The 22204-nt window shown below is 64.5% G+C and carries 24 protein-coding genes; 10 read left to right on the plus strand and 14 right to left on the minus strand.

The genetic code is table 11. The features are described 5' to 3' along the window. The first annotated feature begins 37 nt into the window (after positions 1-37). Together RRX38_RS00170 and RRX38_RS00175 are read left to right on the plus strand one after the other, a co-directional pair. A complete protein-coding gene (locus tag RRX38_RS00170) occupies positions 38-562 on the plus strand; it encodes a DUF6586 family protein (RefSeq protein WP_315961033.1) in 525 nt (174 codons plus the stop codon). A 66-nt stretch (positions 563-628) separates the two neighbouring features. Beyond that, on the plus strand, positions 629-865 hold the full coding sequence (locus tag RRX38_RS00175; RefSeq protein WP_295477368.1) for a hypothetical protein: 237 nt from the start codon (positions 629-631) through the stop codon (positions 863-865). Between the two features lie 168 nt (positions 866-1033). On the opposite strand, the gene sulA is transcribed toward RRX38_RS00175, so the two are convergent. Then, positions 1034-1504 (minus strand): SOS-induced cell division inhibitor SulA, encoded by a 471-nt coding sequence (sulA, locus tag RRX38_RS00180; RefSeq protein WP_315961034.1) that lies wholly within the window; start codon positions 1502-1504, stop codon positions 1034-1036. Between the two features lie 10 nt (positions 1505-1514). Beyond that, complete coding sequence (gene lexA, locus RRX38_RS00185) at positions 1515-2123, minus strand: transcriptional repressor LexA (protein WP_295477364.1); 609 nt, start codon at positions 2121-2123, stop codon at positions 1515-1517. Between the two features lie 206 nt (positions 2124-2329). On the opposite strand from lexA, the gene RRX38_RS00190 reads away from it, so the two are divergent. Further along, positions 2330-3040 carry a TetR/AcrR family transcriptional regulator gene (locus RRX38_RS00190; protein WP_295477362.1) on the plus strand — a complete coding sequence of 237 codons (711 nt, stop codon included), beginning with the start codon at positions 2330-2332 and terminating at the stop codon, positions 3038-3040. Positions 3041-3118: 78 nt separating this feature from the next. Continuing rightward, on the plus strand, positions 3119-4117 hold the full coding sequence (gene nagZ / locus RRX38_RS00195) for a beta-N-acetylhexosaminidase (RefSeq protein ID WP_315962742.1): 999 nt from the start codon (positions 3119-3121) through the stop codon (positions 4115-4117). Positions 4118-4174: 57 nt separating this feature from the next. On the opposite strand, the gene pssA is transcribed toward nagZ, so the two are convergent. After that, positions 4175-5518, minus strand: coding sequence for a CDP-diacylglycerol--serine O-phosphatidyltransferase (gene pssA, locus RRX38_RS00200; RefSeq protein WP_295477361.1), 1344 nt, complete (start codon positions 5516-5518; stop codon positions 4175-4177). 80 nt (positions 5519-5598) lie between these two features. After that, the gene (locus RRX38_RS00205) at positions 5599-6741 is read right to left on the minus strand and encodes a glycerophosphodiester phosphodiesterase (protein ID WP_315961035.1); all 1143 of its coding nucleotides are present in this window, start codon (positions 6739-6741) and stop codon (positions 5599-5601) included. Between the two features lie 178 nt (positions 6742-6919). Between RRX38_RS00205 and RRX38_RS00210 the strand changes: the two genes are divergently transcribed. Together RRX38_RS00210 and RRX38_RS00215 are read left to right on the plus strand one after the other, a co-directional pair. Continuing rightward, positions 6920-8185: a diguanylate cyclase domain-containing protein gene (locus RRX38_RS00210; RefSeq protein ID WP_315961036.1), complete on the plus strand. Its 1266-nt coding sequence runs from the start codon at positions 6920-6922 to the stop codon at positions 8183-8185. Between the two features lie 71 nt (positions 8186-8256). Next, the gene (locus tag RRX38_RS00215) at positions 8257-9192 is read left to right on the plus strand and encodes a 2-hydroxyacid dehydrogenase (RefSeq protein WP_295477355.1); all 936 of its coding nucleotides are present in this window, start codon (positions 8257-8259) and stop codon (positions 9190-9192) included. A 15-nt stretch (positions 9193-9207) separates the two neighbouring features. Here RRX38_RS00215 and RRX38_RS00220 read toward each other — a convergent pair whose 3' ends face one another. The 3 genes from RRX38_RS00220 to RRX38_RS00230 form a co-directional block, all read right to left on the minus strand. Further along, a complete protein-coding gene (locus RRX38_RS00220) occupies positions 9208-10626 on the minus strand; it encodes a short-chain fatty acid transporter (protein ID WP_295477353.1) in 1419 nt (472 codons plus the stop codon). Between the two features lie 62 nt (positions 10627-10688). Then, the gene (locus RRX38_RS00225) at positions 10689-11345 is read right to left on the minus strand and encodes a CoA transferase subunit B (RefSeq protein ID WP_315961037.1); all 657 of its coding nucleotides are present in this window, start codon (positions 11343-11345) and stop codon (positions 10689-10691) included. Between the two features lie 2 nt (positions 11346-11347). Beyond that, positions 11348-12049 (minus strand): CoA transferase subunit A, encoded by a 702-nt coding sequence (locus RRX38_RS00230; protein WP_315961038.1) that lies wholly within the window; start codon positions 12047-12049, stop codon positions 11348-11350. Between the two features lie 129 nt (positions 12050-12178). Here RRX38_RS00230 and RRX38_RS00235 point away from each other — a divergent pair, with 129 nt between their 5' ends. From RRX38_RS00235 to RRX38_RS00250, 4 genes are all read left to right on the plus strand, one after another. Continuing rightward, complete coding sequence (locus RRX38_RS00235) at positions 12179-13069, plus strand: LysR family transcriptional regulator (RefSeq protein WP_315961039.1); 891 nt, start codon at positions 12179-12181, stop codon at positions 13067-13069. A gap of 88 nt (positions 13070-13157) precedes the next feature. Further along, a complete protein-coding gene (locus tag RRX38_RS00240; protein WP_315961040.1) occupies positions 13158-13433 on the plus strand; it encodes a hypothetical protein in 276 nt (91 codons plus the stop codon). Positions 13434-13569: 136 nt separating this feature from the next. Next, positions 13570-14178, plus strand: coding sequence for a LysE family translocator (locus RRX38_RS00245; RefSeq protein ID WP_315961041.1), 609 nt, complete (start codon positions 13570-13572; stop codon positions 14176-14178). Positions 14179-14214: 36 nt separating this feature from the next. Next, positions 14215-14544 carry a hypothetical protein gene (locus RRX38_RS00250; protein ID WP_315961042.1) on the plus strand — a complete coding sequence of 110 codons (330 nt, stop codon included), beginning with the start codon at positions 14215-14217 and terminating at the stop codon, positions 14542-14544. On the opposite strand, the gene RRX38_RS00255 is transcribed toward RRX38_RS00250, so the two are convergent. The 7 genes from RRX38_RS00255 to rfaH all read right to left on the minus strand — a co-directional run bounded on the left by RRX38_RS00255 (position 14486) and on the right by rfaH (position 22202). Next, positions 14486-15574: a polysaccharide biosynthesis/export family protein gene (locus tag RRX38_RS00255; protein WP_295477339.1), complete on the minus strand. Its 1089-nt coding sequence runs from the start codon at positions 15572-15574 to the stop codon at positions 14486-14488. The two genes, RRX38_RS00250 and RRX38_RS00255, sit on opposite strands and share 59 nt — an antisense overlap. 47 nt (positions 15575-15621) lie before the next feature. Then, a complete protein-coding gene (locus RRX38_RS00260) occupies positions 15622-17025 on the minus strand; it encodes an undecaprenyl-phosphate glucose phosphotransferase (RefSeq protein WP_315961043.1) in 1404 nt (467 codons plus the stop codon). A gap of 11 nt (positions 17026-17036) precedes the next feature. Beyond that, positions 17037-18242, minus strand: a complete 1206-nt coding sequence (locus tag RRX38_RS00265; RefSeq protein WP_315961044.1) for a glycosyltransferase family 4 protein — start codon at positions 18240-18242, stop codon at positions 17037-17039. A 73-nt stretch (positions 18243-18315) separates the two neighbouring features. Beyond that, positions 18316-19401, minus strand: a complete 1086-nt coding sequence (locus RRX38_RS00270; protein ID WP_315961045.1) for a glycosyltransferase family 1 protein — start codon at positions 19399-19401, stop codon at positions 18316-18318. 55 nt (positions 19402-19456) lie between these two features. After that, entirely contained in the window at positions 19457-20683 is a 1227-nt protein-coding gene (locus RRX38_RS00275; RefSeq protein ID WP_315961046.1) for a glycosyltransferase family 4 protein, read from the minus strand. After that, positions 20680-21681, minus strand: a complete 1002-nt coding sequence (locus RRX38_RS00280; protein WP_315961047.1) for a glycosyltransferase — start codon at positions 21679-21681, stop codon at positions 20680-20682. Before RRX38_RS00280 ends, RRX38_RS00275 begins: the two co-directional genes overlap by 4 nt. A gap of 29 nt (positions 21682-21710) precedes the next feature. Continuing rightward, the gene (rfaH, locus tag RRX38_RS00285) at positions 21711-22202 is read right to left on the minus strand and encodes a transcription/translation regulatory transformer protein RfaH (protein ID WP_295477327.1); all 492 of its coding nucleotides are present in this window, start codon (positions 22200-22202) and stop codon (positions 21711-21713) included. Positions 22203-22204 lie beyond the last annotated feature (2 nt).

Here is a 22204-nt window from a genome sequence, read left to right on the forward strand (position 1 = left end):
CCGGTAATCGGTTTCATCGTTTCAGGGAGGCGCCAGCATGGCCCACGAGTTGTATACCCGAACCAACCAGAAGATTTTCTTCGCCGGTTTGGCCCTCGAAGCCTTGAGCAAGGCAGAGCAGGGTCAGGCACTGAATGCCCAGGCCCAGGTGCAGGCCGGTCGCGAAACCGTCCTGTTCCACCTCTATGGTGCGCTGCTGGGCTTGTGCCATGAAATCGCCGGTTACTACCGCCTGCCTCAGGCCGGGGCGCCTCGTGCCGAGACGCTGCTGGCGCCCGAGGTACTGGACAGCGTAGCGATTCCTGAACTGGCCGAACTGATCGAGCTGGCGCAGAACCGCCATACCTGGCTGGGCCAACTGCTCGATGCCCATGCCGACCTGTTCCGACCGCCACGTGCACCCAGCAAGCCCAAGGGCGATGTGACCCAGCCGATGATCCAGGCGGTGAATCTGGATGACGAGGAGCCTGAGCAAGGCCTGAGCCATGCGGAACTGGAAGGCTGGCGGCAATCGATCAAGTCACTGGCGGTGCGTTTTCGTCAGGGCATGAACGAGTTCTGAAAAGCGTGGGTGTATGCGGAGGGCCAGACTGTTACAATGTCCGCCTTTCGCGGAGAATTTGTACTGATGTCTACTTCTTTTCTTGAAATTGTCGAGCTTCCTGACGGGCGTATCGAACTGCGACGCGCCGAGGATGAAGGCTCGTTGGTCACGCTCAACTTTTCTGAAGATGCCAAGGTGTTTCTGCAAGGTCAGCACGTGGAAGTGGCCAAGGCCATGCTGAGCGTGGGCGTGCAGATGGCGGGTCGCCTTGCCGAAGGCGTGCTGGAAAAGGAAGAAGAAGGTCCACGCGTCCTGCATTGAACCCAGCGCGCTGGTTCAGGCAGTTTCTCGACAGGTGCTTGTCCCCTCAATTAGGGTGAGTTGCCTGTGTCTTGCAATCAGAACGGTAACGCCTGCTGGTTACCGCTGATCGGTTTCGCTTTCACCTTTCGCTGTCCATCTACCCCCGCGCGCAGGGTTCGATGGCGTTCAACCCAGCCTGACGTTGAGGCTTTGTGCTTCGCCGTCTCGTGCGGCCGCAGTCAGCTGCTGGCGTGCCGATGCGCTGAGTGGGCTGAGCCAGCTGACGACCGTATGGCTGCGCCCCAGGCGCAAGGCTTCCCGAGTCAGGTCCAGCGCGGTCTGGTTGCTGCGTGGCCGCAGGATCAGGATGCGTTCCCGGTTCAGCCCGGCATCACGCAGCCAGGTCTGTGTCACATTGGCCGGTGGTGCAATGAGTGTCAGCCAGCGCGCGTCCTGCTCCTGGCTCAGTTCCCGGAGGATGGGCGCCAGCAGACCAAGGCAGTTTCCGGCCGCACCACGCAATGACAGCTCGCTGAACACCTCCGGCAACGGCTCGCGCATGGCCGGCGGCAGCTCCTGAAGGGGCGTGATCATGGGTTGGGCCAAGAACGCCTCGAACAACGGTAATTGGGTATTGGGGGCCGGATGGAACTGCATGACTGTCTCCTTAACGGCGGATGACGCCGACGCTCAAGCCTTCGATGACCAGCTCCTGTTCCTTGAGGTCGACCTCGATGGGGGCGAACTCAGGGTTTTCAGCAATCAGCCAGACCTTGCTGCCTTCACGTTTGAAGCGCTTGACCGTGACTTCGTCACCGATTCGGGCTACGACGATCTGGCCATTGCGTGCTTCACGCGTGGTGTGTACGGCCAGCAGGTCGCCGTCGAGAATGCCGACATCCTTCATGCTCATGCCATGCACGCGCAGCAGGTAGTCGGCGCTGGGATGGAAGAAGGTTGGATTGATGTTGCAGGACTCCTCGATATGCTGCTGGGCGAGGATGGGGGCGCCGGCGGCAACACGACCGATGATTGGCAGGCTGCTGTCGTCGGGCTTGGCTTCGAAGCCAGGGATGCGAATGCCGCGCGAGGCGCCGGGGGTCATCTCGATGGCGCCCTTGCGGGCCAGGGCCTTGAGGTGTTCCTCGGCGGCGTTCGGAGACTTGAAGCCCAGTTCCTGGGCGATTTCCGCACGGGTAGGAGGATAGCCATTGTCTTCGAGGCAGCGTTTGATGAAGCCAAGGATTTCGGCCTGGCGTGGCGTCAGTTTGATCATTTCGTGCGCTCTGTCTTTTTATACAGTGACTGGGATTATATACAGTGGCTGCGTCTTGGCAATCGCCGATTTGATGCAGGTGCCGAACGGGCGCTGGTCGGGACAGCTTGAACGCGTGACTGTTCAGCCACAAAATGAACCCCCGCTTGACAAATGACAGGGCTGAAACGTATGTTTCAAACGATTGTTTTGTCAGGCAGAGAGCCATGGCCCAGTCGGAAACCGTAGAACGTATCCTTGATGCTGCCGAGCAGCTGTTCGCCGAAAAAGGCTTCGCCGAGACTTCCCTGCGGCTGATCACCAGCAAGGCGTCGGTGAACCTCGCAGCGGTCAACTACCATTTCGGTTCCAAGAAAGCCCTCATCCAGGCGGTCTTTTCCCGCTTCCTGGGGCCGTTCTGCGCCAGTCTTGAGCGCGAGCTGGAGCGTCGCCAGGGTCTTCCCGAGCACAAGCCGAGCCTTGAGGAACTGCTGGGTATCCTGGTCGAGCAGGCCATGGCCGTGCAGCCGCGCAGCGGCAACGACCTGTCCATCTTCATGCGCCTGTTGGGCCTGGCGTTCAGCCAGAGCCAGGGGCACCTGCGTCGTTACCTGGAAGACATGTACGGCAAGGTGTTCCGCCGCTACATGCAACTGGTCAACGAGGCCGCGCCGCAAATCCCCCCCATCGAGCTGTTCTGGCGCGTGCACTTCATGCTGGGCGCCGCCGCGTTCAGCATGTCCGGTATCAAGGCCCTGCGGGCGATTTCCGAGAATGATTTCGGGGTGAACACCTCCATCGAGCAGGTCATGCGCCTGATGGTGCCGTTCCTGGCCGCCGGCATGCGTGCCGAGAGTGGTGTGACCGAGCCTTCCATGGTGTCCGCGCAACTCAGACCCCGCAACAAGACGCCCGCCGCGCTCGCCGCCAAGGCCTGAAGCCACATTGCACCGGGCCGCAGGATCAAGCACCATGCCGGCTCGATCCAAGGCAAGGTGTTTTCTATGAGTTCTGGCCTGCAAGGCTCCCTGATGGTCGATGTCGCCGGTACCTGGCTGACCGCTGAAGACCGTCATCTACTGCGCCAGCCCGAAGTGGGCGGCCTGATTATCTTTGCCCGCAATATCGAGCATCCGCGTCAGGTCCGCGAGCTGAGCGCATCGATCCGCGCCATTCGCCCGGACCTGCTGCTGGCGGTGGACCAGGAAGGTGGGCGGGTGCAGCGCCTGCGCCAAGGCTTCGTGCGTCTGCCTGCCATGCGCTCGATCGCTGATCGCCCTGATGCCGAAGCCCTGGCTCGTCACTGCGGCTGGCTGATGGCGACCGAGGTACTGGCCGTAGGTCTCGACTTGAGTTTCGCGCCGGTGCTGGACCTGGACCACGGGCGCAGTGCCGTGGTCGGTACCCGTGCCTTCGAAGGTGATCCCGAATATGCCGCACGCCTGGCTGGCGCGTTCATCTGCGGCATGAACGAAGCGGGCATGGCCGCCACCGGCAAGCACTTCCCGGGGCACGGCTGGGCCGAAGCCGATTCGCACGTGGCCATTCCCACCGACGAGCGCAGCCTGGAGAGCATCCGTGCCCATGACCTGGTGCCTTTCGCGCGCCTGAGTCGTCAGCTGGCGGCGGTGATGCCGGCGCATGTCATCTACCCGCAGGTCGATGCCCAGCCTGCCGGTTTCTCACGGCGCTGGCTGCAGGAAATCCTGCGCGGCGAGCTGGGTTTTGACGGGATGATTTTCAGTGACGACCTGTCGATGGCGGGTGCGCACGTGGCAGGCGACGCGGCCAGCCGCATCGAGGCGGCCCTGGGAGCCGGTTGTGACATGGGCCTGGTTTGCAACGACCGCGCCAGCGCCGAACTGGCCTTGAGTGCTGCGCAGCGCCTGAACGTCAGCCCTTCGCCACGGCTGGCGCGCATGCGTGGCCAGGCGCATGCCAGCACCGAATACCGCAGCCAGCCGCGCTGGCTGGCGGCCGTTCAGGCATTGCGCGCCGCACAACTGATCGACTGAGTCAGCCGTTCGCTACGGGCAGCCTGCGCTGCCCGTTGTGTGGAACCGCCGCGTGGCTTAGAGAATCCGGTACAGCAGGCGCTCGATCTTCACCCGGCTGACCCGACGCAGAAACTTGTGCACCCCTTCCGGGTAGTCCGCCAGCGTCTGCAGCTCTTCGTAGTGCCCCACGCGCCGGGTGTGCTGCATCAGGCTGGCCAGCTCTCGGGCTCTGGGCTCCAGCCACTCTCCCTTGGGGTCATCGATCAGCAGGCCGTTCTCCAGGTCCAGGTTGAAGGCTCGCGGGTTGAGGTTGTTACCGGTCAGCAGGGTATGGCGCTGATCGATCCACATGCCCTTGAGGTGGTAGGTATTGTCGCCGTGCTTCCACAAGTGCAGGTTCAGTCGTTGGCGGTCGATGGCCGCCTGATGCTTGCGGGCGAAGCGGCGCAGGCTGATTTCGTACAGGTATGGCAGCGCAGAAATGACCTTGAACGGTTCCTGGGGGGGAATGAAGAAGTCGTTGGCGGTCTTGTCGCCGACGATGATGTCGACCACCACGCCGCGCTTGATCGCACGATTGATTTCCCGGGTCACCGCCATCGGCAGGTTGAAGTATGGCGTACAGATGCTCAGGTGACTCTGACTGCTGGCGATCAGCTCACAGATGGTGCGGTTCAGTGCATTGCGCGGGCCGACGCCCAGCAGGGGAATGATGCGCAGCTCGCCATTCTCGGCAACCCCCTGGGCGGTGTCGTAGGTGGCGCGTTTCAGTTGGCTGCGAAAGGCACGAATTTCACCCCGCAGGTTGCGTGAGCTGGGCGGTTGCGGCAGGTCGAGACGATGCACGGCTGGCGAGCCGATGATGTCGCGCTGCACCAACCCGACGAAGCTGTCGGCCAGCTCCGCGCTGTGGATCAGGTGATAGCGGTCGAGCCGGTATTTGTCGAGCTTGTGCAGGTACACGTTGTTGAGACTGGCGCCGGTGTACAGCACCTTGTCGTCGATCACGCTGCCCTTGAGGTGCAGCACGCCGAACAGTTCGCGAGTCTGTACCGGTACACCGTGGATCGGCACTTCGACGTCATGCTCCAGGTGCTGGCTCTGATACCACGCGCTGTTGCCTGGTTGCCGCCCGGCGCCGATCAGCCCGCGCTGGGCGCGGAACCAGTCCACCAGTACCTGCACGTCGAGTTCCGGACGCGCGGCCTTTGCGGCGTACAGGGCGTCGAGGATTTCCTGTCCGGCTTCGTCTTCCTGCAGGTAGAGGGCGATGATGTAGATGCGCCGGGTCGCCTGGGCGATCTGCTCCAGCAGGCAGCGCCGATAGTCGGCTGCCGAAGGGAGCAGGTTGATCGCGGTGTCGGGCAGGTTGAAACCGCGCAGCGTGGCAAGGGTCGAGCGTCGGAAGGGGGACTGCATAAGCCTCTCGATCGTTGAGCGATGACTGGCGAGCTTACACCAGATCGGACACGCCGGTAGGCCGACGTGTCCGGGCGCGGTCAGTAACCGTTGCTCTTGAGCAGGCTATCGATGTCCTGGCGGGCCGGGCGCTGATAGAACTTCAGCAGTTCGGCGGTACGGTTGGTGAAGAAGCCGTCGGCCCCGGCGGCACTGATGCTCTTGAAGTCCACGGCTTCATCGACAGTGTAGGGGTGGACGATCAGCCCCTTGGCATGGGTCAGCTCGTTCATCCAGGGCTTGACCAGATCCATGTAGCTCTGGTCACCGCCATTGGCCAATCGCGATGAAGGTCCGGTGCCGATGGCGCCGTTGGCCTTGGCCCAGTCGATCCAGGCCTCGAACTCGGCCTTGGAACTGACCTCCTGGGCCGCGTAGTAGCTGGCCTTGTCCTTGAAGCCCGAGTCTTTGAACGGCACCGCCGACTTCGGCTTGATCGAACCTTCACCGACCCACAGCAACAGCACCTTGGGCACCTGCGGCATCTCCTTGTGCAGCAGTCGCAGGCTGGACTTGTCGAAGGTCTGCAGCACCACGCGGCCTGGCATGTGCGCGACGTTGACCTGTCCAGGCGCCGCCGCCGGGCGTTCACGCAGCCAGCCGCGACGCTGCAGAACCTCTTTCAGGTCTGCCTCGATGCCGGGAAACTGCTCAGGAACCTTGGTCTCGATATACAGGCCGGGCTTGTTGGCGCCGCCCTCGGCGATGTCCATCACTTCTTCGAGGGTCAGGATCTTCAACCCGGCGTAACGGTCACGGGCACGGCCCGGGTAAGCCTTGTTGAACCACGAACCGGCGTCCAGCTGCTTGAGTTCGGCGAGGCTGAAGCTGCTCACCGGGTCGTGGGCGCGGGCCGGAAAGACCTCGTCGATGTTGGTGGTACGCTGCAGGTTGTCATCGTGCAGGGCGATCAGTACGCCGTCCTGGGTGCGTTGCAGGTCCAGTTCCAGATAGTCGGCACCCAGTTCCCGAGCAAGGATGAACGCCGGCAGTGTCTCCTCCGGGGCATCGAATGAGGCACCCCGGTGGGCGATGACCGCCGGCCAGGGAATGCCAGCCTTGGCAGCGAGGGCCTGGCCGGGCGCTTCACTGGCCAGTGTCGGAGCGGCGGTCAGCGTCGCGGCGATGGCGGCCAGGGCCAGACGACCGAAGAGTGGAGTGAGGCGGGGGGCGAATGCGGGCATGCTCGTAATTCCTTGTGCGAAAGTCGCCGCATGGTTTGCCGGATGGGCATGCAGCGGGTAATGGCGAAAAGCAATCCGTTTGGGCACTATTGGACCCGTTGCTGAACGATATGTGCGGCCAGTCTGGCCGGCAACTGCGTCGAGCGTGTGAACGTCCCCCTTTTCCAGGTACTGGCTGATGGAAAAAATCGCCTGCACGAATCTGGAGGGCTTCGTCGATATGCTCATGGATGCGATCTGCGTGGTGGACTCAGAGGGACGCTTTGTCTACGTCAACGCTGCATTCGAGAGAATCTTCGGCTATAGCCCCCAGGAACTGATCGGTATCCCCATGCTGCAGCTGGTCCACCCCGATGACCGCGCCAGAACCCTGGAGGCCGCGGCGCAAATCATGGGCGGTGAGCCCAAGCTGCATTTCGAGAATCGTTACCTGCACAAGCAGGGCAATGTCGTGGATGTCATGTGGTCGGCGCGCTGGTCCGAAGAGGATCGCCTGCGCATCGCCGTGGCCCGTGACATCACAGCCCTCAAGCGCGCCAACGCGGTGCGCGCGACGCTGCTGGAGATCTCGGCAGCGGCCAGTATGGGCGATGACCTGCACGGGCTGTTCACGCGCATTCACCAACTGCTGAGCCAGCTGCTGAGTGTCCGCTGGCTGTCCATCGCCTTGCAGGACGTCGAAAGTGGCACCCTGTCGTTCGCCTACCGCAGCGATGAATTGCAGTGTGCTGCGACCCAGTCGCTGGTCGATGAGGTGCTGAGCAGCGCCCAGCCGCGAGCGGGCAGTGACTGCCTGGCCGTACCCTTGCAGACCTCCAGCGGCATCATTGGCGCGCTGTTGATTTCCAGCGGTCGTGACGAGCCTGCCCAGGTCGCCCAGGACCTGGAGCTGCTGCAAATTGTCTCCAGCCATGTGGCGGCGGCCATCGACCGCAAGCAACTTTATGAGCGCCTGCAGGTCATGGCTCGCTACGACCAGCTCACCGGGCTGGCCAATCGGGTGCTGCTGCAGGAGCGTCTGAACCTGGCGGTTCGCCAGGCCGAGCGCTATGGCGACAAGCTGGCAGCCTTGTATCTGGATCTGGATCACTTCAAGCAGGTCAACGACACCCTGGGACATGCGGCGGGCGATGCCTTGCTGCAGGAAGTCGCACGGCGCCTGAGTGGCTGCGTGCGCGACAGCGATACCGTAGCGCGCATCGGCGGTGATGAGTTCGTGGTGCTGCTGGAGCGGGTACAGGGCGAGGCGGATGCCAGCCGCACGGCGCGGGCCATCGCTCGCGCGTTGCAGGCACCGGTGCGCCTTGGCGAGCACGACTGGACCATCTCGGCCAGCATCGGTATCGCCTGCTATCCCGACGACGCTGGCGATCTGGCGCAGCTGTTCCGGCACGCTGACCAGGCCATGTACCAGGTCAAAAAGCAGCGTCATACGCACTCCTGAGCTCGACAAGGCATGCAGCGAGGCGATCACTCGGGTTAAGGTCGGGGTTTTCCGGGCAAGAGCTGACAATCATGACAACCCTGCTGGTGCTGGTCGAAAACCTCAATGACTACCTGCCGATCCTCGAGGACGGCGGGTTCAGCCTGATCCGTGCGCAGACCCCCGAGCGCCGTGCGCAGGTCATCGCCGAACAGGGTGGGCAGATCGACGCGGTGGTCACCCGTGGCCCGCTGGGGCTGTTCGCCGAGGAAATGGATGCCATGCCGAACCTGCGGCTCATCTGCGTCAGCGGCGCCGGTTATGAAAAGGTCGATGTCGCCGCCGCCCAGGCGCGCGGCATCCTGGTCAGCAATGGCGCCGGAGTCAACGCGCCGACAGTCGCCGACCATGCCATGGCCCTGTTGCTGGCGATGGTGCGCGACATTCCGCAGGCCGATGCTTCGGTGCGCCGTAGCGAGTGGCGCAAGGTCATGTGCCCATCGTTTGCCGGCAAGCGCCTGGGCATCCTCGGGCTGGGCGCCGTGGGCCTGGAGATTGCCCGGCGCGCCGAAGCCTTCGGCATGCATATCGACTACCACAATCGTCGCCCGCGCCAGGACCTGGCGTATCGTTGGCAGCCGTCGGTGCGTGAACTGGCCGAGGCGGCGGACTTTCTGGTGCTCGCCACGCCCGGCGGCGCGGCTACCCATCATCTGGTGGATGCCGAGGTGTTGCAGGCGCTCGGTACGCAGGGCTACCTGGTCAACGTCGCCCGTGCTTCGGTGGTCGACACCCAGGCGCTGCTGGCCGCCTTGCAGGCTGGGCAGATCGCCGGTGCCGCGCTGGACGTCTTCGATGACGAACCCCAGGTGCCTGACGCCTTCAAGGCCCTCGCCAATGTGGTGCTGACACCCCATGTAGCCGGGCTTTCGCCCGAGGCGTCCGGAGACTCCGTACGCCTGGTGCGCGACAACCTGCTGGCGTTTTTCGCTGGCCGACCGCTGCTGACCCCCGTGGCGGCCGAATGACAAGCCGCCCCGGGGCTACGGCATCACCGGCGGCGTATAGCTGAGGGTGGTGCCCAGGGCCCAGAGCAGCAACAGTACGATGGGCGCATGCACCAGCAGCTGCACGAAGGAAAACCCGATCAGGTCGCGAGCCTTGAGGCCCAGCACGCCAAGCAACGGCAGCATGTAGAAGGGGTTGATCAGGTTCGGCAGCGCCTCGGCGGCGTTGTAGATCTGTACCGCCCAGCCCAGGTGGTACTGCAGCTCGTTGGCCACTTGCATCACATAGGGTGCCTCGATGATCCACTTGCCGCCGCCGGAGGGGATGAAGAAGCCTAGGACGGCGGAATAGATGCCCATCAGCACGGCATAGGTATCGTGGGTGGCGATGCTGGTGAAGAACAGTGAGATGTGATGCGCCAGGGTCTGTGCGTCACTGCCCTTGACCGTGGTCAGCAGTGCGGCGATCGAACCGTACAGCGGGAACTGGATCAGCACCCCAGTGGTGGTCGGCACGGCCCGCGCCACGGCGTCGAGGAAGCTGCGCGGCCGCCAGTGCAGCAGCGCGCCGAGCATGATGAACAGGAAGTTGTAGGTGTTCAGCCCGGAGATCGCGGTGATCGCCGGCTTGCTGCTGAACTCGTTGAGCAGCCAGCCGGCGCCCAGCACCACCAGCACGATGATCAGCAACGGGCTGTATTCCAGCCATTCGCCGGGGCGGGTGCGTGGCGCCAGTGGCGGCAGGTTGAAGGCCGGGTCGACGCCGCAGTCCTCGGCGCTGCGGGCACTGGACGGGCCCGGAGCCGTGGCGTAGGCGACGATCACCGACACCACCAGCAGCACCAGCAGAATGGCGCCGGACTGCCAGAGGAAAATGGTTTCGGTGAACGGAATCACCCCGGTGATGGCCAGGATCGACGGCGGCAGGCTGGCCGGGTTGGCCTGCAGCTGCGCCGCCGAGGAAGAAATGCCCAGTGCCCATACCGCCCCCAGCCCCAGGTAGGCTGCCGCACCGGCGGCGCGGTAATCCATCTTCAGGTCACTGCGCCGCGCCAGGGCGCGTACCAGCAGGCCCCCGAACACCAGCGACAGGCCCCAGTTGAGCAGCGAGGCGAGCATCGAGATGATCGCTACCCAGGCCACCGCCGAGCGGCCATTGGCGGGGATACGTGCCAGGCGGTCGATCAGGCGCACGGCAGGCGGTGAACTGGCCACCACGTAGCCGCTGATGACCACGAAGGCCATCTGCAGGGTGAAGGGAATCAGGCTCCAGAAGCCATCGCCGAAGGCTTTGGCGGTATCGGCCGGCCTGGCACCCATGCCCAGCACGGCGAGGGTGACGATCAGTACCGCCAAGGCGGCGAACACCCAGGCGTCGGGGAACCAGCGCTCGGCCCAGGCCGAGCAGCGCAGGGCGAAACGGGCGGAACGGCTTTCCTGAAGGGAAGCGGACATGAGGGAACCTCGTTATTGTTTTTATAGGTGTGAAAAGGCCCCTGGTGAGGGGCCTTCGAGTTTCAGAAGGTCATCTCGATGACGTCGTCGGGCACCACCAGGCGCCCGGCAGTCTTGGCGACGATTTCCTCGATGCTGATACCGGGGGCGCGTTCGCGCAGGATGAACGCGCCGTCGGCGATCTCCAGATAGGCCAGGTCGGTCAGCACGCGGCGGATGCAACCGGCACCGGTGAGCGGTAGCTCACAGCGCTCCAGCAGCTTGGATTCGCCGTCCTTGGAAGCGTGGGTCATGGTGACGATGATGTTTTCCGCACCGGCCACCAGATCCATGGCGCCGCCCATGCCCTTGACTAGCTTGCCCGGAATCATCCAGGAGGCAATGTTGCCCTGCACGTCCACCTCGAAGGCACCCAGCACGGTGAGGTCGACGTGCCCGCCGCGGATCATCGCGAAGGAGTCGGCGGAGTGGAAGATCGACGCGCCTTTCACGGCCGTGACGGTCTGCTTGCCAGCATTGATCATGTCGGCATCGAGGGTCGCTTCAGTGGGGAATTCACCCATGCCCAGCAAGCCGTTTTCCGATTGCAGCATCACCTGCATGCCGGCAGGGACATAGTTGGCGACCAGGGTCGGAATGCCGATGCCCAGGTTCACGTAGTAGCCGTCCTTGAGTTCGCGGGCGACCCGTTGAGCCATTTGTTCGCGGGAAAGTGCCATGCTCAGGCTCCTTTGAGGGTGCGCTTTTCGATGCGCTTCTCGAAACGGCCCTGGATCAGCCGGTCGACGTAGATGCCGGGGGTGTGGATGTGTGCCGGGTCCAGCTCGCCAGGGGCGACGATTTCCTCGACTTCGACCACCGTGATGCGTCCGGCCATGGCGACCAGCGGGTTGAAGTTCTGCGCGGTATGGCGGTAGATGACGTTGCCGTAATAGTCCGCCTTCCAGCCCTTGACCAGGGCGAAGTCGCCGCTGATGGCCTCTTCGAGGATGTAGTCGCGGCCATTGAATTGTCGGCTTTCCTTGCCCTCGGCCACTGGCGTACCGAAGCCGGTGGCGGTGTAGAAGGCTGGAATGCCGGCACCGCCTGCGCGGAGTTTTTCCGCCAGGGTGCCTTGTGGGGTGAGGTCGACTTCCAGCTCGCCACTGAGCAGTTGCTGCTCGAACAGCGCGTTCTCGCCCACGTAGGAGGAGATCATCTTGCGGATCTGCCGGTCTTCCAGAAGGATCCCCAGGCCGAAACCGTCGACTCCGCAGTTGTTGGAAACCACGGTCAGGCCACGGGTGCCCATGCGGCGGATCTGTGCGATGAGGTTCTCGGGGATGCCGCACAGGCCGAAGCCGCCGCACAGCACGGTCATGTCGTCGCTCAGCCCGGTGAGGGCCTCCTCGTAGCTCGCTACTCGCTTGTCGAGTCCAGCCATGGTCAATGCCTCTTGTTGTTCTTGTGTTACAGACAGCCTAGCCGTCTGTTGCCATGCAAGACATCTTCAGTGTCGGCAGCTGATTTGTTAATTTTGTTTTTCTGATCTTTTCATAAGAAATCCAAATCAATGAATGTCAAGCAGCTTCGTGCCTTCGTCGCCGTGGCCGAGTGCCTGAGCTTCGCCCAGGCCGGTGAACGTCTGCACCTGTCCCAGCCGGCGCTGAGCCTGACCATCAAGTCGCTGGAGGAGTCGCTGGGTGGGCAGTTGCTGATGCGCAGCACTCGCAGCGTCAGCCTGACCCCGGAAGGCGAGGTGCTGTTGCCCAAGGCCCGGCAACTGCTGGCCGACTGGGACAACACCGAGGAACTGCTGCACCAGCATTTCACCCTGCAACTGGGCAAGGTGTCGCTGGCCGCCATGCCATCGTTCGCCAGCAGCCGCCTGCCGGCGGCGCTCCAGGTGTTTCGCCGACTGCATCCGCGGGTCAACGTGGCGGTGCACGACGTGATCAACGAAGAGGTGCTGGAGATGGTTCGCCAGCGCCGCGTCGAGCTGGGAATCGGTTTCGAACCCGAGCCGGGCCACTCGCTGCACTTCACGCCGTTCTGTGTCGACCGCTTCGTCGCCGTGGTGCCCGCCGATTCACCATTGGCCGGGCGCCAGGTGCTGCAGTGGAGCGAACTGCTGGGCGAGGACTTCATTGCCCTGCAGCGTCCATCGGCGGTGCGCCTGCTGCTGGAGCAGTCGATCGCCGCGCAGCACGGCCGCCTGGCGGTGGCGTTCGAGAGCCATCAGCTGGCGACGGTGGGGCGCATGGTCGCCAGCGGCCTGGGCGTCAGTGCGGTGCCGGCGCTGTGCATTCAGCAGATGCAAGAGCTGGGCGCGTGCTGCATCGCCCTGGAAGGGCCGCGCATCGAGCGGCGCATCGGCCTGATGACCCTGGCCGGGCAGCAACTCTCGGTGGCCGCACAGGCGCTGCGCGAGGTGCTCATTACCCATGCATCGATGGGCCGATAGTCACTATCGACTGGGGTGATTTTTTGGCGACCGGGGGGCGGGATTAACCTTTGTTCATTCCCGAATCGAACCTTCCAAGGAGGTCGCCATGAACCGTTTTACCGCGCTTGCCCTGTTGTTCAGCGTCGCCGTGCTCAGCGGCTGCTCCACTCATCACGCCGTCGAGCAACGCCCTTACTCCGCCGAGGAAAGCCGCCAGTTGGCCCTGGAAGACCTCAACCGTCGTGGTCTGTCATTCGATGAGTACCAGGCCCGCAAGGCGCAGCTGCTCGCCGATCCGCAGATCCAACAGGTGCGTGCCTTCGACCGGAATGCCGAAGTGCGTGTCGATGCCAACGCCGTTGCCGATGACCGTCAGGGCTGAAACGCCCTGACAGTTTTCTGATCTGGCCCTTCATTAGAAACTGTACTGCTCGAACTTTCCTGTAACTGTCCGTGTGTTTGCGCCCGCCGGCTCGGTAACGTGAGTGGCTTATCTCACTGCCTGTCTGGACCGTCGCATGTCTTTGTCGCTCGATCTGCTCCTGGCTTTCGCCTTGTTCGCCCTGGTCACTTCCATCACGCCGGGTCCCAATAACATGATGCTGCTGGCTTCGGGCGTGAACTTCGGTTTTCGTCGCACGCTACCGCACATGCTGGGGATCAGTAGCGGCTTCATGGTGCTGGTGCTGGCGGTGGGCTTCGGACTGGGTCAACTGTTCCAGAGCTGGCCGTTGCTCTACACCCTGCTGCGTTACGCAGGCGGCGCGTATTTGCTGTACCTGGCCTGGAAGATCGCGACCTCGGGGCCTGCCGGCGACAGCGGCGAGTCGCGCGGAGAACCCTTGGGGTTCTTTGCCGCCGCGCTGTTTCAGTGGGTCAACCCCAAGGCCTGGGTGATGGCCATCGGCGCGATCACCACCTATACCCCGATGCAGGGTTACTTCACCAATGTGCTGGTGATCGCGGCGGTATTCGCCCTGATCAACCTGCCGGGTGTGGGGATCTGGGCGGGGTTTGGCAGCCTGCTGCGCAATGTGTTGCGCGACCCGCAGCGGGTGAGGCTATTCAATGCCGTGATGGCGCTGCTGCTGGTGCTGTCGCTGTATCCACTGGTGGTCCAGCACTGATTCCGTTGGAGCAAGCTTGCTCGCGAAGGCGGCGTCATGTTCACAGCAAACTCAGCGACCGGCACGCAACATGCCACGAAGAATTACGGTTTGCTGTACCTGGCGCAGGGGATCGGTTCGCTATTCGACGGCCCTGCAGCGGCGTGGCTGCACCCGTACACCGACAGCAGATACCCGGTGTTCGGGATCGCGATTACCTTCGACGTGTTGACCGCGTTCCTGGCGGACTTCGTGCTCAAGCGCGCGGCATGCCTGGCTGCATCGTCATGCGCTGAAAACGGCATGAGTGTTCACGCCCGTCAGCCGATCAGTTGCGGAACGCCGCGCCGGTCTGTACCACGCTGGCCGAGCCCAGCAGCTGACTGATGAAGCGGCTCCAGCGGGTGATGTTGGCGGGACCGACGAACACCACATCCTGGGCCTTGAGTTCGAACTGTCGGGCCAGCAGGTAGGCAGTGGGCTTCTTGGCATTGAGGTGGTAGACCGTGGACGGTGCGTTGGCCTGGTTGTCCGCGCCACGGATCACATACACCGCATCGCCATCGGCGCTGTCGGGGCTCAGGCCCCCGGAATTGCCCAAGGCCTCAAGCAGCGTGACCTGGGTGGTGCCGAACGACAGTACCTGCGGGTTGCGCACCTCGCCGAGCACATAGATGCGGTTCTTCGAATTGCTGTTCAGGTGCAGGTGATCGCCATCCTTGAGGAAGATCCGCCCCAACTGCGAGTCCTTGCGGTTCAGCCCGTCGATGTCGATCAGGTAATCCCGGCCATCGCGGCGCAGGGTCAGGCTGGCCAGGTCGGCATCGGTGAGGTCGACGCCGGCGGTACTCACCGCCTGCACCAGGCTCAGGGGAATGTTGCTGATGGCCTGTTGGCCGGGGGTGCGGAACGAGCCGGAAAGCAGCACACGCTGACTGTTGTAGCGCAGCACCTTCACGTCCACCTTGACCTCGGTGTACTGCGGCGCCAGGCCCATGCGCAGTTGTTCACGAATCTGCCGCACGGTGCGGCCGCCGGCCTGGATACGGCCGACGTAGGGAAAATACAGCGTGCCGTCGCTCTGCACTTCACGGGTGTTGGCGTCGAGCTGGTCCTGGGAGCCCGGCGCGGTCAGCTCGGGGTGTTCGAACACCGTCACCAGCAGCGTGTCGCCAGGCCCGACCCGGTACTCCGGGGTCTGGTAGTTCAACAGCTCGGGCGGCAGCGCCTTGCCATTGGCCTGGGCGACCTGCTGCTGTTGCTGCAGGGTCTGGGGGGTGATGTTCACCAGCCTGGCCTTGGGGCCGTCAGGGTCATTGGCCTCGACGTCTTCGAGGTCCATGTGTTGGCCAGGGGCGAAGGCACAGCCTTGCAGGAACAGCACGAACAGCAGTAAGGCGACGGGATTTCGATACATGGGGTGGTTTCCTTTCTGAGAGTACGCAGGGATGAGGCGGTGCGGGGTCAGAAGGCGTTCTTGTTGAGAAAGCCCTTGAACAGGGTCAGCAGGATGATTTTCAGGTCCAGCCACAGCGACCAGTGCTGGATGTATTGCAGGTCGAACTCGACCCGCTTGCGCATCTTGTCCAGGGTGTCGGTCTCGCCGCGCCAGCCGTTGACCTGGGCCCAGCCGGTGATGCCCGGCTTGACCTTGTGGCGCAGCATGTAGCCGCTCACCTGGCGGCGGTATTGCTCGTTGTGGGCGACGGCGTGCGGGCGTGGGCCGACGATGGACATGTCGCCGCGCAGCACGTTGAAGAACTGCGGCAGCTCGTCCAGCGAGGTGCGCCGCAGGAAACGCCCCAGCGGCGTGACGCGCGGATCCTGGCGCGTGGCCTGGCGCACCTGCGCACCGTTTTCCTGCACGGTCATGCTGCGGAATTTCCACACCATGATCGGCCGGCCATCCAGGCCGTAGCGGCGCTGGCGAAACAGCACCGGACCGGGCGAAGTCAGCTTGATGGCCAGGCCGATGAGCAGCATCGGCACGGCGATCAGTAGCAGGATCAGGCTTGCCAGCAGCACGTCCTCGACGCGCTTGACCAGGCTCCAGGCACCGTCCATGGGCGAGTCGAAGATGCTGATGGTCGGCAGCCCGTTGATGCTTTCGCTGCGTGCGTGCAGCAGCTCGAAGGTGAACACGTCGGGAATCAGGTACACCGAGGCAGTGGTGTCCGACAGCCCGGTGATCAGTTCCCGCAGGTGCGGCTCGGCTTGGGTGATGTAGACCTTGTCGATGCGTCCCTGACGAGCATCCTCGATAAGCTGCTCCAGGCCGCCGAGCACCTGCGGGCGCAAGCTGCGGGCGCCGAGGTCCATTTGCTGCGGCGTGGCATCGTAGAAGCCCAGCAGTTTCAGGCCCATCCACGGTGCGGCGCTGATCGAGCGCGCCAGGCTGGCGCCGACCGGGCCGGTGCCGACGATGGCCACCCGGCGGGTGTTGAAGCCACGCCGCCGCAAGGCATGCAGGGCCAGGCGGATCAGCACCCGGTAGCCGCACAGCAACGCCAGCACCAGGGCGAACCAGCCCATCTGGCACGGTGTCGGCAGATCGCGGCGGCCCAGCAGCAGGTAGTCGGCCGAGAGCAGGAGGACGAAGGTCAGGGCCCACCAGGTGAAGACTTTGACCAGCTCACCGCGAATGCGCTGACCGCGCCAGGAACCATACAGCTGATGAAACTCGCTCAGCCAGTGAAAGACCAGCACCGCGAAGAGAATCTGCAGCCAGATTTCCGTGGTGCTGAGCAGGCCTTGCTGCTGATGCTGCCAGTAGCCGACCAGCACGATGACCAGCAGGTCGAGCAGGCGATGGGCGACCGACAGGGCCGACTGATGGGCCTGGAGGATGCCGCGAACCGGAATGTCCATGGCTGGCCCTCCTAAAGCGACTCGGTGGACACGGCGCGTGGCACAGGCTCATCGCCAGGCAGCGCAGTCTGCCATTGCAGGGCGCTGCGTCGAGCCTGGCGAGCAGCGGCCAGCCGCGCTTCGACGAAGGCGCTGATCTGCTGCTCGAAGCGCTCGGCAGAGAACCGTTCGGCATTCAAGCGACAGGCGCAGGCGCTGATGCGCGAGCGTGCGGCTTCGAAGTCTTGCACGCCGGCGATCAGCGCGGCGACGTCCTGGCGCGGGTAGTGCACACCGGTGGGTGTTGGGTGTTCCAGGCCCAGCACGGTCTCCAGCGCGCCGCCCTTGCCGTAGGCAATCACCGGGGTGCCGCAGGCCTGGGCTTCCACCGGGCTGATGCCGAAGTCTTCCTCGGCGGCGAACACAAAGGCCCTGGCCGCGCGCAGGTGTTCGAGCAGTACCTCGGGCGGTTGGTAGCCGAGCAGGCTCACGTTGGGCGTGGCGAGCGCCTTGACCCTGGGCATCTCCGGGCCGTCGCCGATCACTACCAGGCGTTTGTCGGGCATTTTCGCGAAGGCTTCGACGATCAGCGGCAGACGCTTGTAGGGCACCATGCGCGAGGCGGTGAGGTAATAGTCCTGGCGCAGCCCCAGGGGCGTGAAATGCCGGGTGTCCACCGGTGGATGGATCACCGTGGCGCTGCGGCGATAGGCCTTTTCGATACGCGCGCCGATGAACGCCGAGTTGGCGACGAACTCGTCGACCCCGGCGGCGGTGCGCTGGTCCCACAGGCGCATGTAGTGCAGCAGCAGACGCGCCAGATGGCCCTTGAGGCCCTTTTGCAGCCCCGATTCGCGCAGGTACTGGTGCTGCATGTCCCAGGCATAGCGGATCGGCGAGTGCACGTAGCTTACGTGGAGTTGGCCCGGGCCGGTCAGCACGCCCTTGGCCACCGCGTGGCTGCTACTGATCACCAGGTCGTAGTCGGACAGGTCCAGTTGTTCGATCGCCAGGGGCATCAACGGCAGGTAGCGCTGGTAATGCCGACGCGCGCCGGGCAACTTCTGGATGAAGCTGGTGGTGGCGACCTTGCCGCCGAGGTGAGCGCGGTCGTGGTCGCTGAGAAAGTCGATGACGGCGAATAGATCGGCCTGTGGCCAGACCTTGAGCAGCGAGGCGAGCACGCGTTCGGCGCCGGCATAGGTCACCAGCCAGTCGTGGACGATGGCGATTTTCATGGGGTTTCCTTGATGTAAAAGGTGCGCTACATCAGGCACGGACGGCAGATGGCCAGGCGCGTGGCAGTGGGTTTCAGGGGTTCTGCACGGTGGCCTGCCCGGCGCCAACGGCGGGCAGGTGCTGCAGGTGACGGGCCAGGCGCTGGGCCGAATGGCGCCAGTCGAAGCGCGCCACGTTGGCCAGGCCTTTCTGCCGCAGGTAGTGCCGCAGTTCGGGTTCGGCCAGCATGCGCTGCATGGCGGCAGTCATCTGCGCGACGTCCAAAGGGTCGAAGTACAGCGCGCTGTCTTGCAGCACCTCGGGAATCGATGCGCTGCCCGAGGCGAGTACCGGGCAGCCGCAGGCCTGGGCTTCCAGTGGTGGAATGCCGAAGCCTTCGTACAGCGACGGAAACACGAAGGCCGTGGCGCCCTGGTACTGGGCAATCAGTTCGCTGTCGTCGAGGCGCCCGAGAAAGCGGATGCGCGGGTCGCGGCAGGCCAGGCGCTGCAGGTCGGGGTCGGCGAACAGGCTGCTGGCGGCGCCGACGATGTGCAATTGCAGCTGCGGATGCCCGCGCAGGGCCAGGAAGGCCTGGATCATGCGCTGGAAGTTCTTGTGCAGGTTCGGCGACGACACCGCCAGCAGGTAGGGTGTCGCGCTGTTCACGGCGGCCGGACGAAAGCTCTCGTTGACCGCTGCCGGCAGCACCAGGATGCGCTCGCGGGGCAGGCCGTAGAAGCCGGCGATCTCGGCCCGGGAGAACTCGCTGCTGGTGATCAGCGTCCTGACCCGCGCCAGCAGCACCGGCATGATGCTGCGGTAGGCGGCGCGAAAGCGCCAGGTGTAGCTTTGCGGGTAGTGCACATAGGTGATGTCGTGGTGGGTGGCGATCTGGTTGGCGTAGAACATCGGCCCGGTACTGCCCACCGAGAGCAGCAGCGGGTTGCCCTGGCGGCGCAGGAACAACGGCAGGTCCAGCTGTTCCCACAGATGGCCCTTGCTGCGACCGATGCACTGTACCTGCAGTGCGCGGGCGGCAGCCTGGTTGCGGATGCCGTGAGGGGCGACGAACAGCAGGTCGTCGCGCAACGGGCGCAAGGCCAGGCAGAGCTGTTCGGCATAGCGTTGCACGCCGCTGGTGTCCTGGGTCAGGAAGCGGGCATTGATCACGATCATGACGGTGTCCATAGGTCGGAGTGAGCGTGCCGTCCGAGGCACGCGATGAAGGGGTTCACGCCGGGTTGGGCCGGGGCGCTGCCGAGCGTGTCTGCAGGGTGTGGGTGAATACCCGTTCGTAGCTGTCGAGCATCAGTTCCAGGTCCAGCAGGCCCGCCACGCTGCGCCGCGCCTGGGCGGCGAGGCGCGCCAGCAGGTCGGGTTGCTGGTGCAGCCGTAGCATGGCCAGGCCCAGGGAGTCCGGGTCGTCGGGGCTGCACAGCAGACCGTTGAGCGAGTCCTGAATGATCTCGGTAAGGCCGCCCATGCGGCTGGCGATCACCGGCCGCGAATGCGCACAGGCTTCCACGGCGACCATGCCGAAGGGCTCGTTCCACATCGACGGCACCAGCGCCACATCGATGCCGGCATAAAAGTCCCGTGGCTGCTGGTAGCCCACGAAGCGGATGCGCGGATCGTCGGCGGCCATTGCGCGAAAGCCTCGCTCGTCGTCTTCCTGGCCGCGCCCGGCGATGGCCAGGCTGGCATCGAATGGCAGGCGCTTGAACTGCTCGATCATCCAGCCGACCCCCTTGGGCTCGGACAGCGTGCCCAGGTAGCCGAAGCGCAACGGCGCTGGCGGACTTGCCGGGCCGACCGGCTCCGGCATCGGCGCATAGGGGCTGGCGTTATAGATCACCTGGCTGTGCGCACCTTGGAAGTAGCCTTGGCCGAGCAGGCGTTCGAGCATGAAGCGGCTGACCCCCACCACCGCATCGACCTGCATGGAACGCTCTGCATGGCCCTGGCGAAAGCGGCTGCACAGCCCGCAAGGCTGCCGACAGTCGCGGCCCTTCTTGAACATGGTGCTGCTCGGGCACAGCAGGTAAAGGTCGTGCAGCACCTGGACGATGGGCAAGTCGCAACGGCTGATTTCGTCCCAGGCCGACACCGACCAGCCGGTCAGGTTGTGGCACACCACCAGGTCGGGTTGTTCCAGTTCGATGACCCGACGCAGCGGGCGGCGCATGCCGGGGTTGTCGCGGTCGCGCAGGTGCCAGGCCAGGCGCGCCAGACGGCTGCGTCGCCGTGGGCTGAAATGCCAGTAGAAGTTGTGCAGCCCGGCGCGGTAGACGCGCACCTGATTGACCTCTTCACGGTGCAGGCCGGCCCTGGCGCCGGTGGCCAGCACCACTACCTGATGGCCGCGGGCGCGCAGGCCCTCGACGGTACGCTGCAGGATGATTTCCGCACCGCCACCGATGTCCGGCGCGTACAGGCTGCTCAGGAACAGAAGCTTCATAGCGGGTAGGACCTGTGCAGGCCCAGTTGGCCCGACTCGCCGTCGGCGATGGCCTGCTCAAGCAGTTTCAGGCGCGCGGCGGCCTTGCAGCGCCGGGCGAACACGCGCAGCAGGCGCAGGAACAGCCAGCGGTTGAACTGGTACACCAACGGTGACTCGGCCCAGATGTGCTTGTCGAACCAGGCCTGGTTGCGGGCCCCGTAGTAGGCGCGCAGGTCCGAGTCACCGAGCAGGTAGTTCTCGTAGACGTTGCCGCTGCGTGCCTTGATGTTCCAGGAGTGCTCCAGGTCGTCGAGCAGGGCGTCGGGCACCAGGAACAGGCGCCCGCCCGTGGCGGTGATGCGCCAGGTGTATTCGTTGTCGTCGGCATACAGCTTCAGGGCTTCCAGCGGCAGGCCGATCTTGCGGTACAGGCTGTGATGGGCGAGCAGGCCACCGTAGGTGGCGAAGGGCAGCTGCACCAGTGCCGGCAGGCTGCCGTTCACCTGCGGGCGGCCCCAGGGCAGGCGGCGCCACAACTTGTAGGGCAGGTGCGCGACATGAAAGCCGAGAAAGCTCGAGCGGCGCTGCACGGCATAGCGCTGCGGCACACCGGCGGCAATGTCGGCCTGGTGAGTTGGACGAAAGCCCAGCACGGCGGTCTTGTCCAGGCCATGGACCTGGGCCAGGCGTTGCAGGCGCTCGTGCAGCGTGGCCACGGCATGCACGGTCGGGGCGTTGTCGTCGTCCATCAGCCACAGGAATTGCGCACCGCTTTCCAGCGCGGCCTGGATGCCCACCGCGTAGCCGTTGGCAGAGCCGGTATTGCGATCGAGCCTGATGACCCTGACCTGTTCGGGCCATTGCTCGGTCAGCTTGCCCAACGGGGCGGTCGAGGCGTTGCTGACCACCAGCACCTGGCCGATCAGCGGGCTTTGCAGCGAGCGGCTGATCAGCGTGTGCAGGTAGTCGTAGCGGTTACCGTAGGTGAGGGTCACCAGCGTCGTCTGCTTGGACATGGAAGGTTCCGTCGTTGGTCGAGAATGGCTCAGGCCCGCGCCGACGCCCGGCTCAGGTGGGCGAGGGGCAGGACCACCCGGTGCTGGCGTTGCAGCAGGTTGAGCAGGATCACTGCGCGTTCGGTGCCGTCCAGGGCCAGGAAGATGGCCTCCACCTCCGGCAGCCCGCCGTTGCGTACCAGCACCGGCTCGCCCTGGGCGAATACCTCACGCGCGGCCGGCGTGGCCAGGCGCTGGCGGATCTGTTCGATCAACAGGTCCTGCACGGGCGCGGGTGTACCACCGAAGGTCACGATCCGCGCCACGCCACGGGTCGAGCGGATCGGGTACCAGTTGTCCTGCAACTGGTCCATGCGAATGAACAGGTAGCCGGGAAACAGCGCTTCGCGCACGCCGGCCCGGGTGGTGATCGGCTGGTAGCATTCGAAGTGCTGGCGCTGCAGGTGTTCCAGGGCGCGGGCGTCCTGGCGGGGGCGGGTCTGGATCAGATACCAGCGTGCCGGTGCGTTGCTCGCAGTCATGG

This window comes from Pseudomonas sp. DTU_2021_1001937_2_SI_NGA_ILE_001 (assembly GCF_032463525.1).
Lineage (GTDB): Bacteria > Pseudomonadota > Gammaproteobacteria > Pseudomonadales > Pseudomonadaceae > Aquipseudomonas.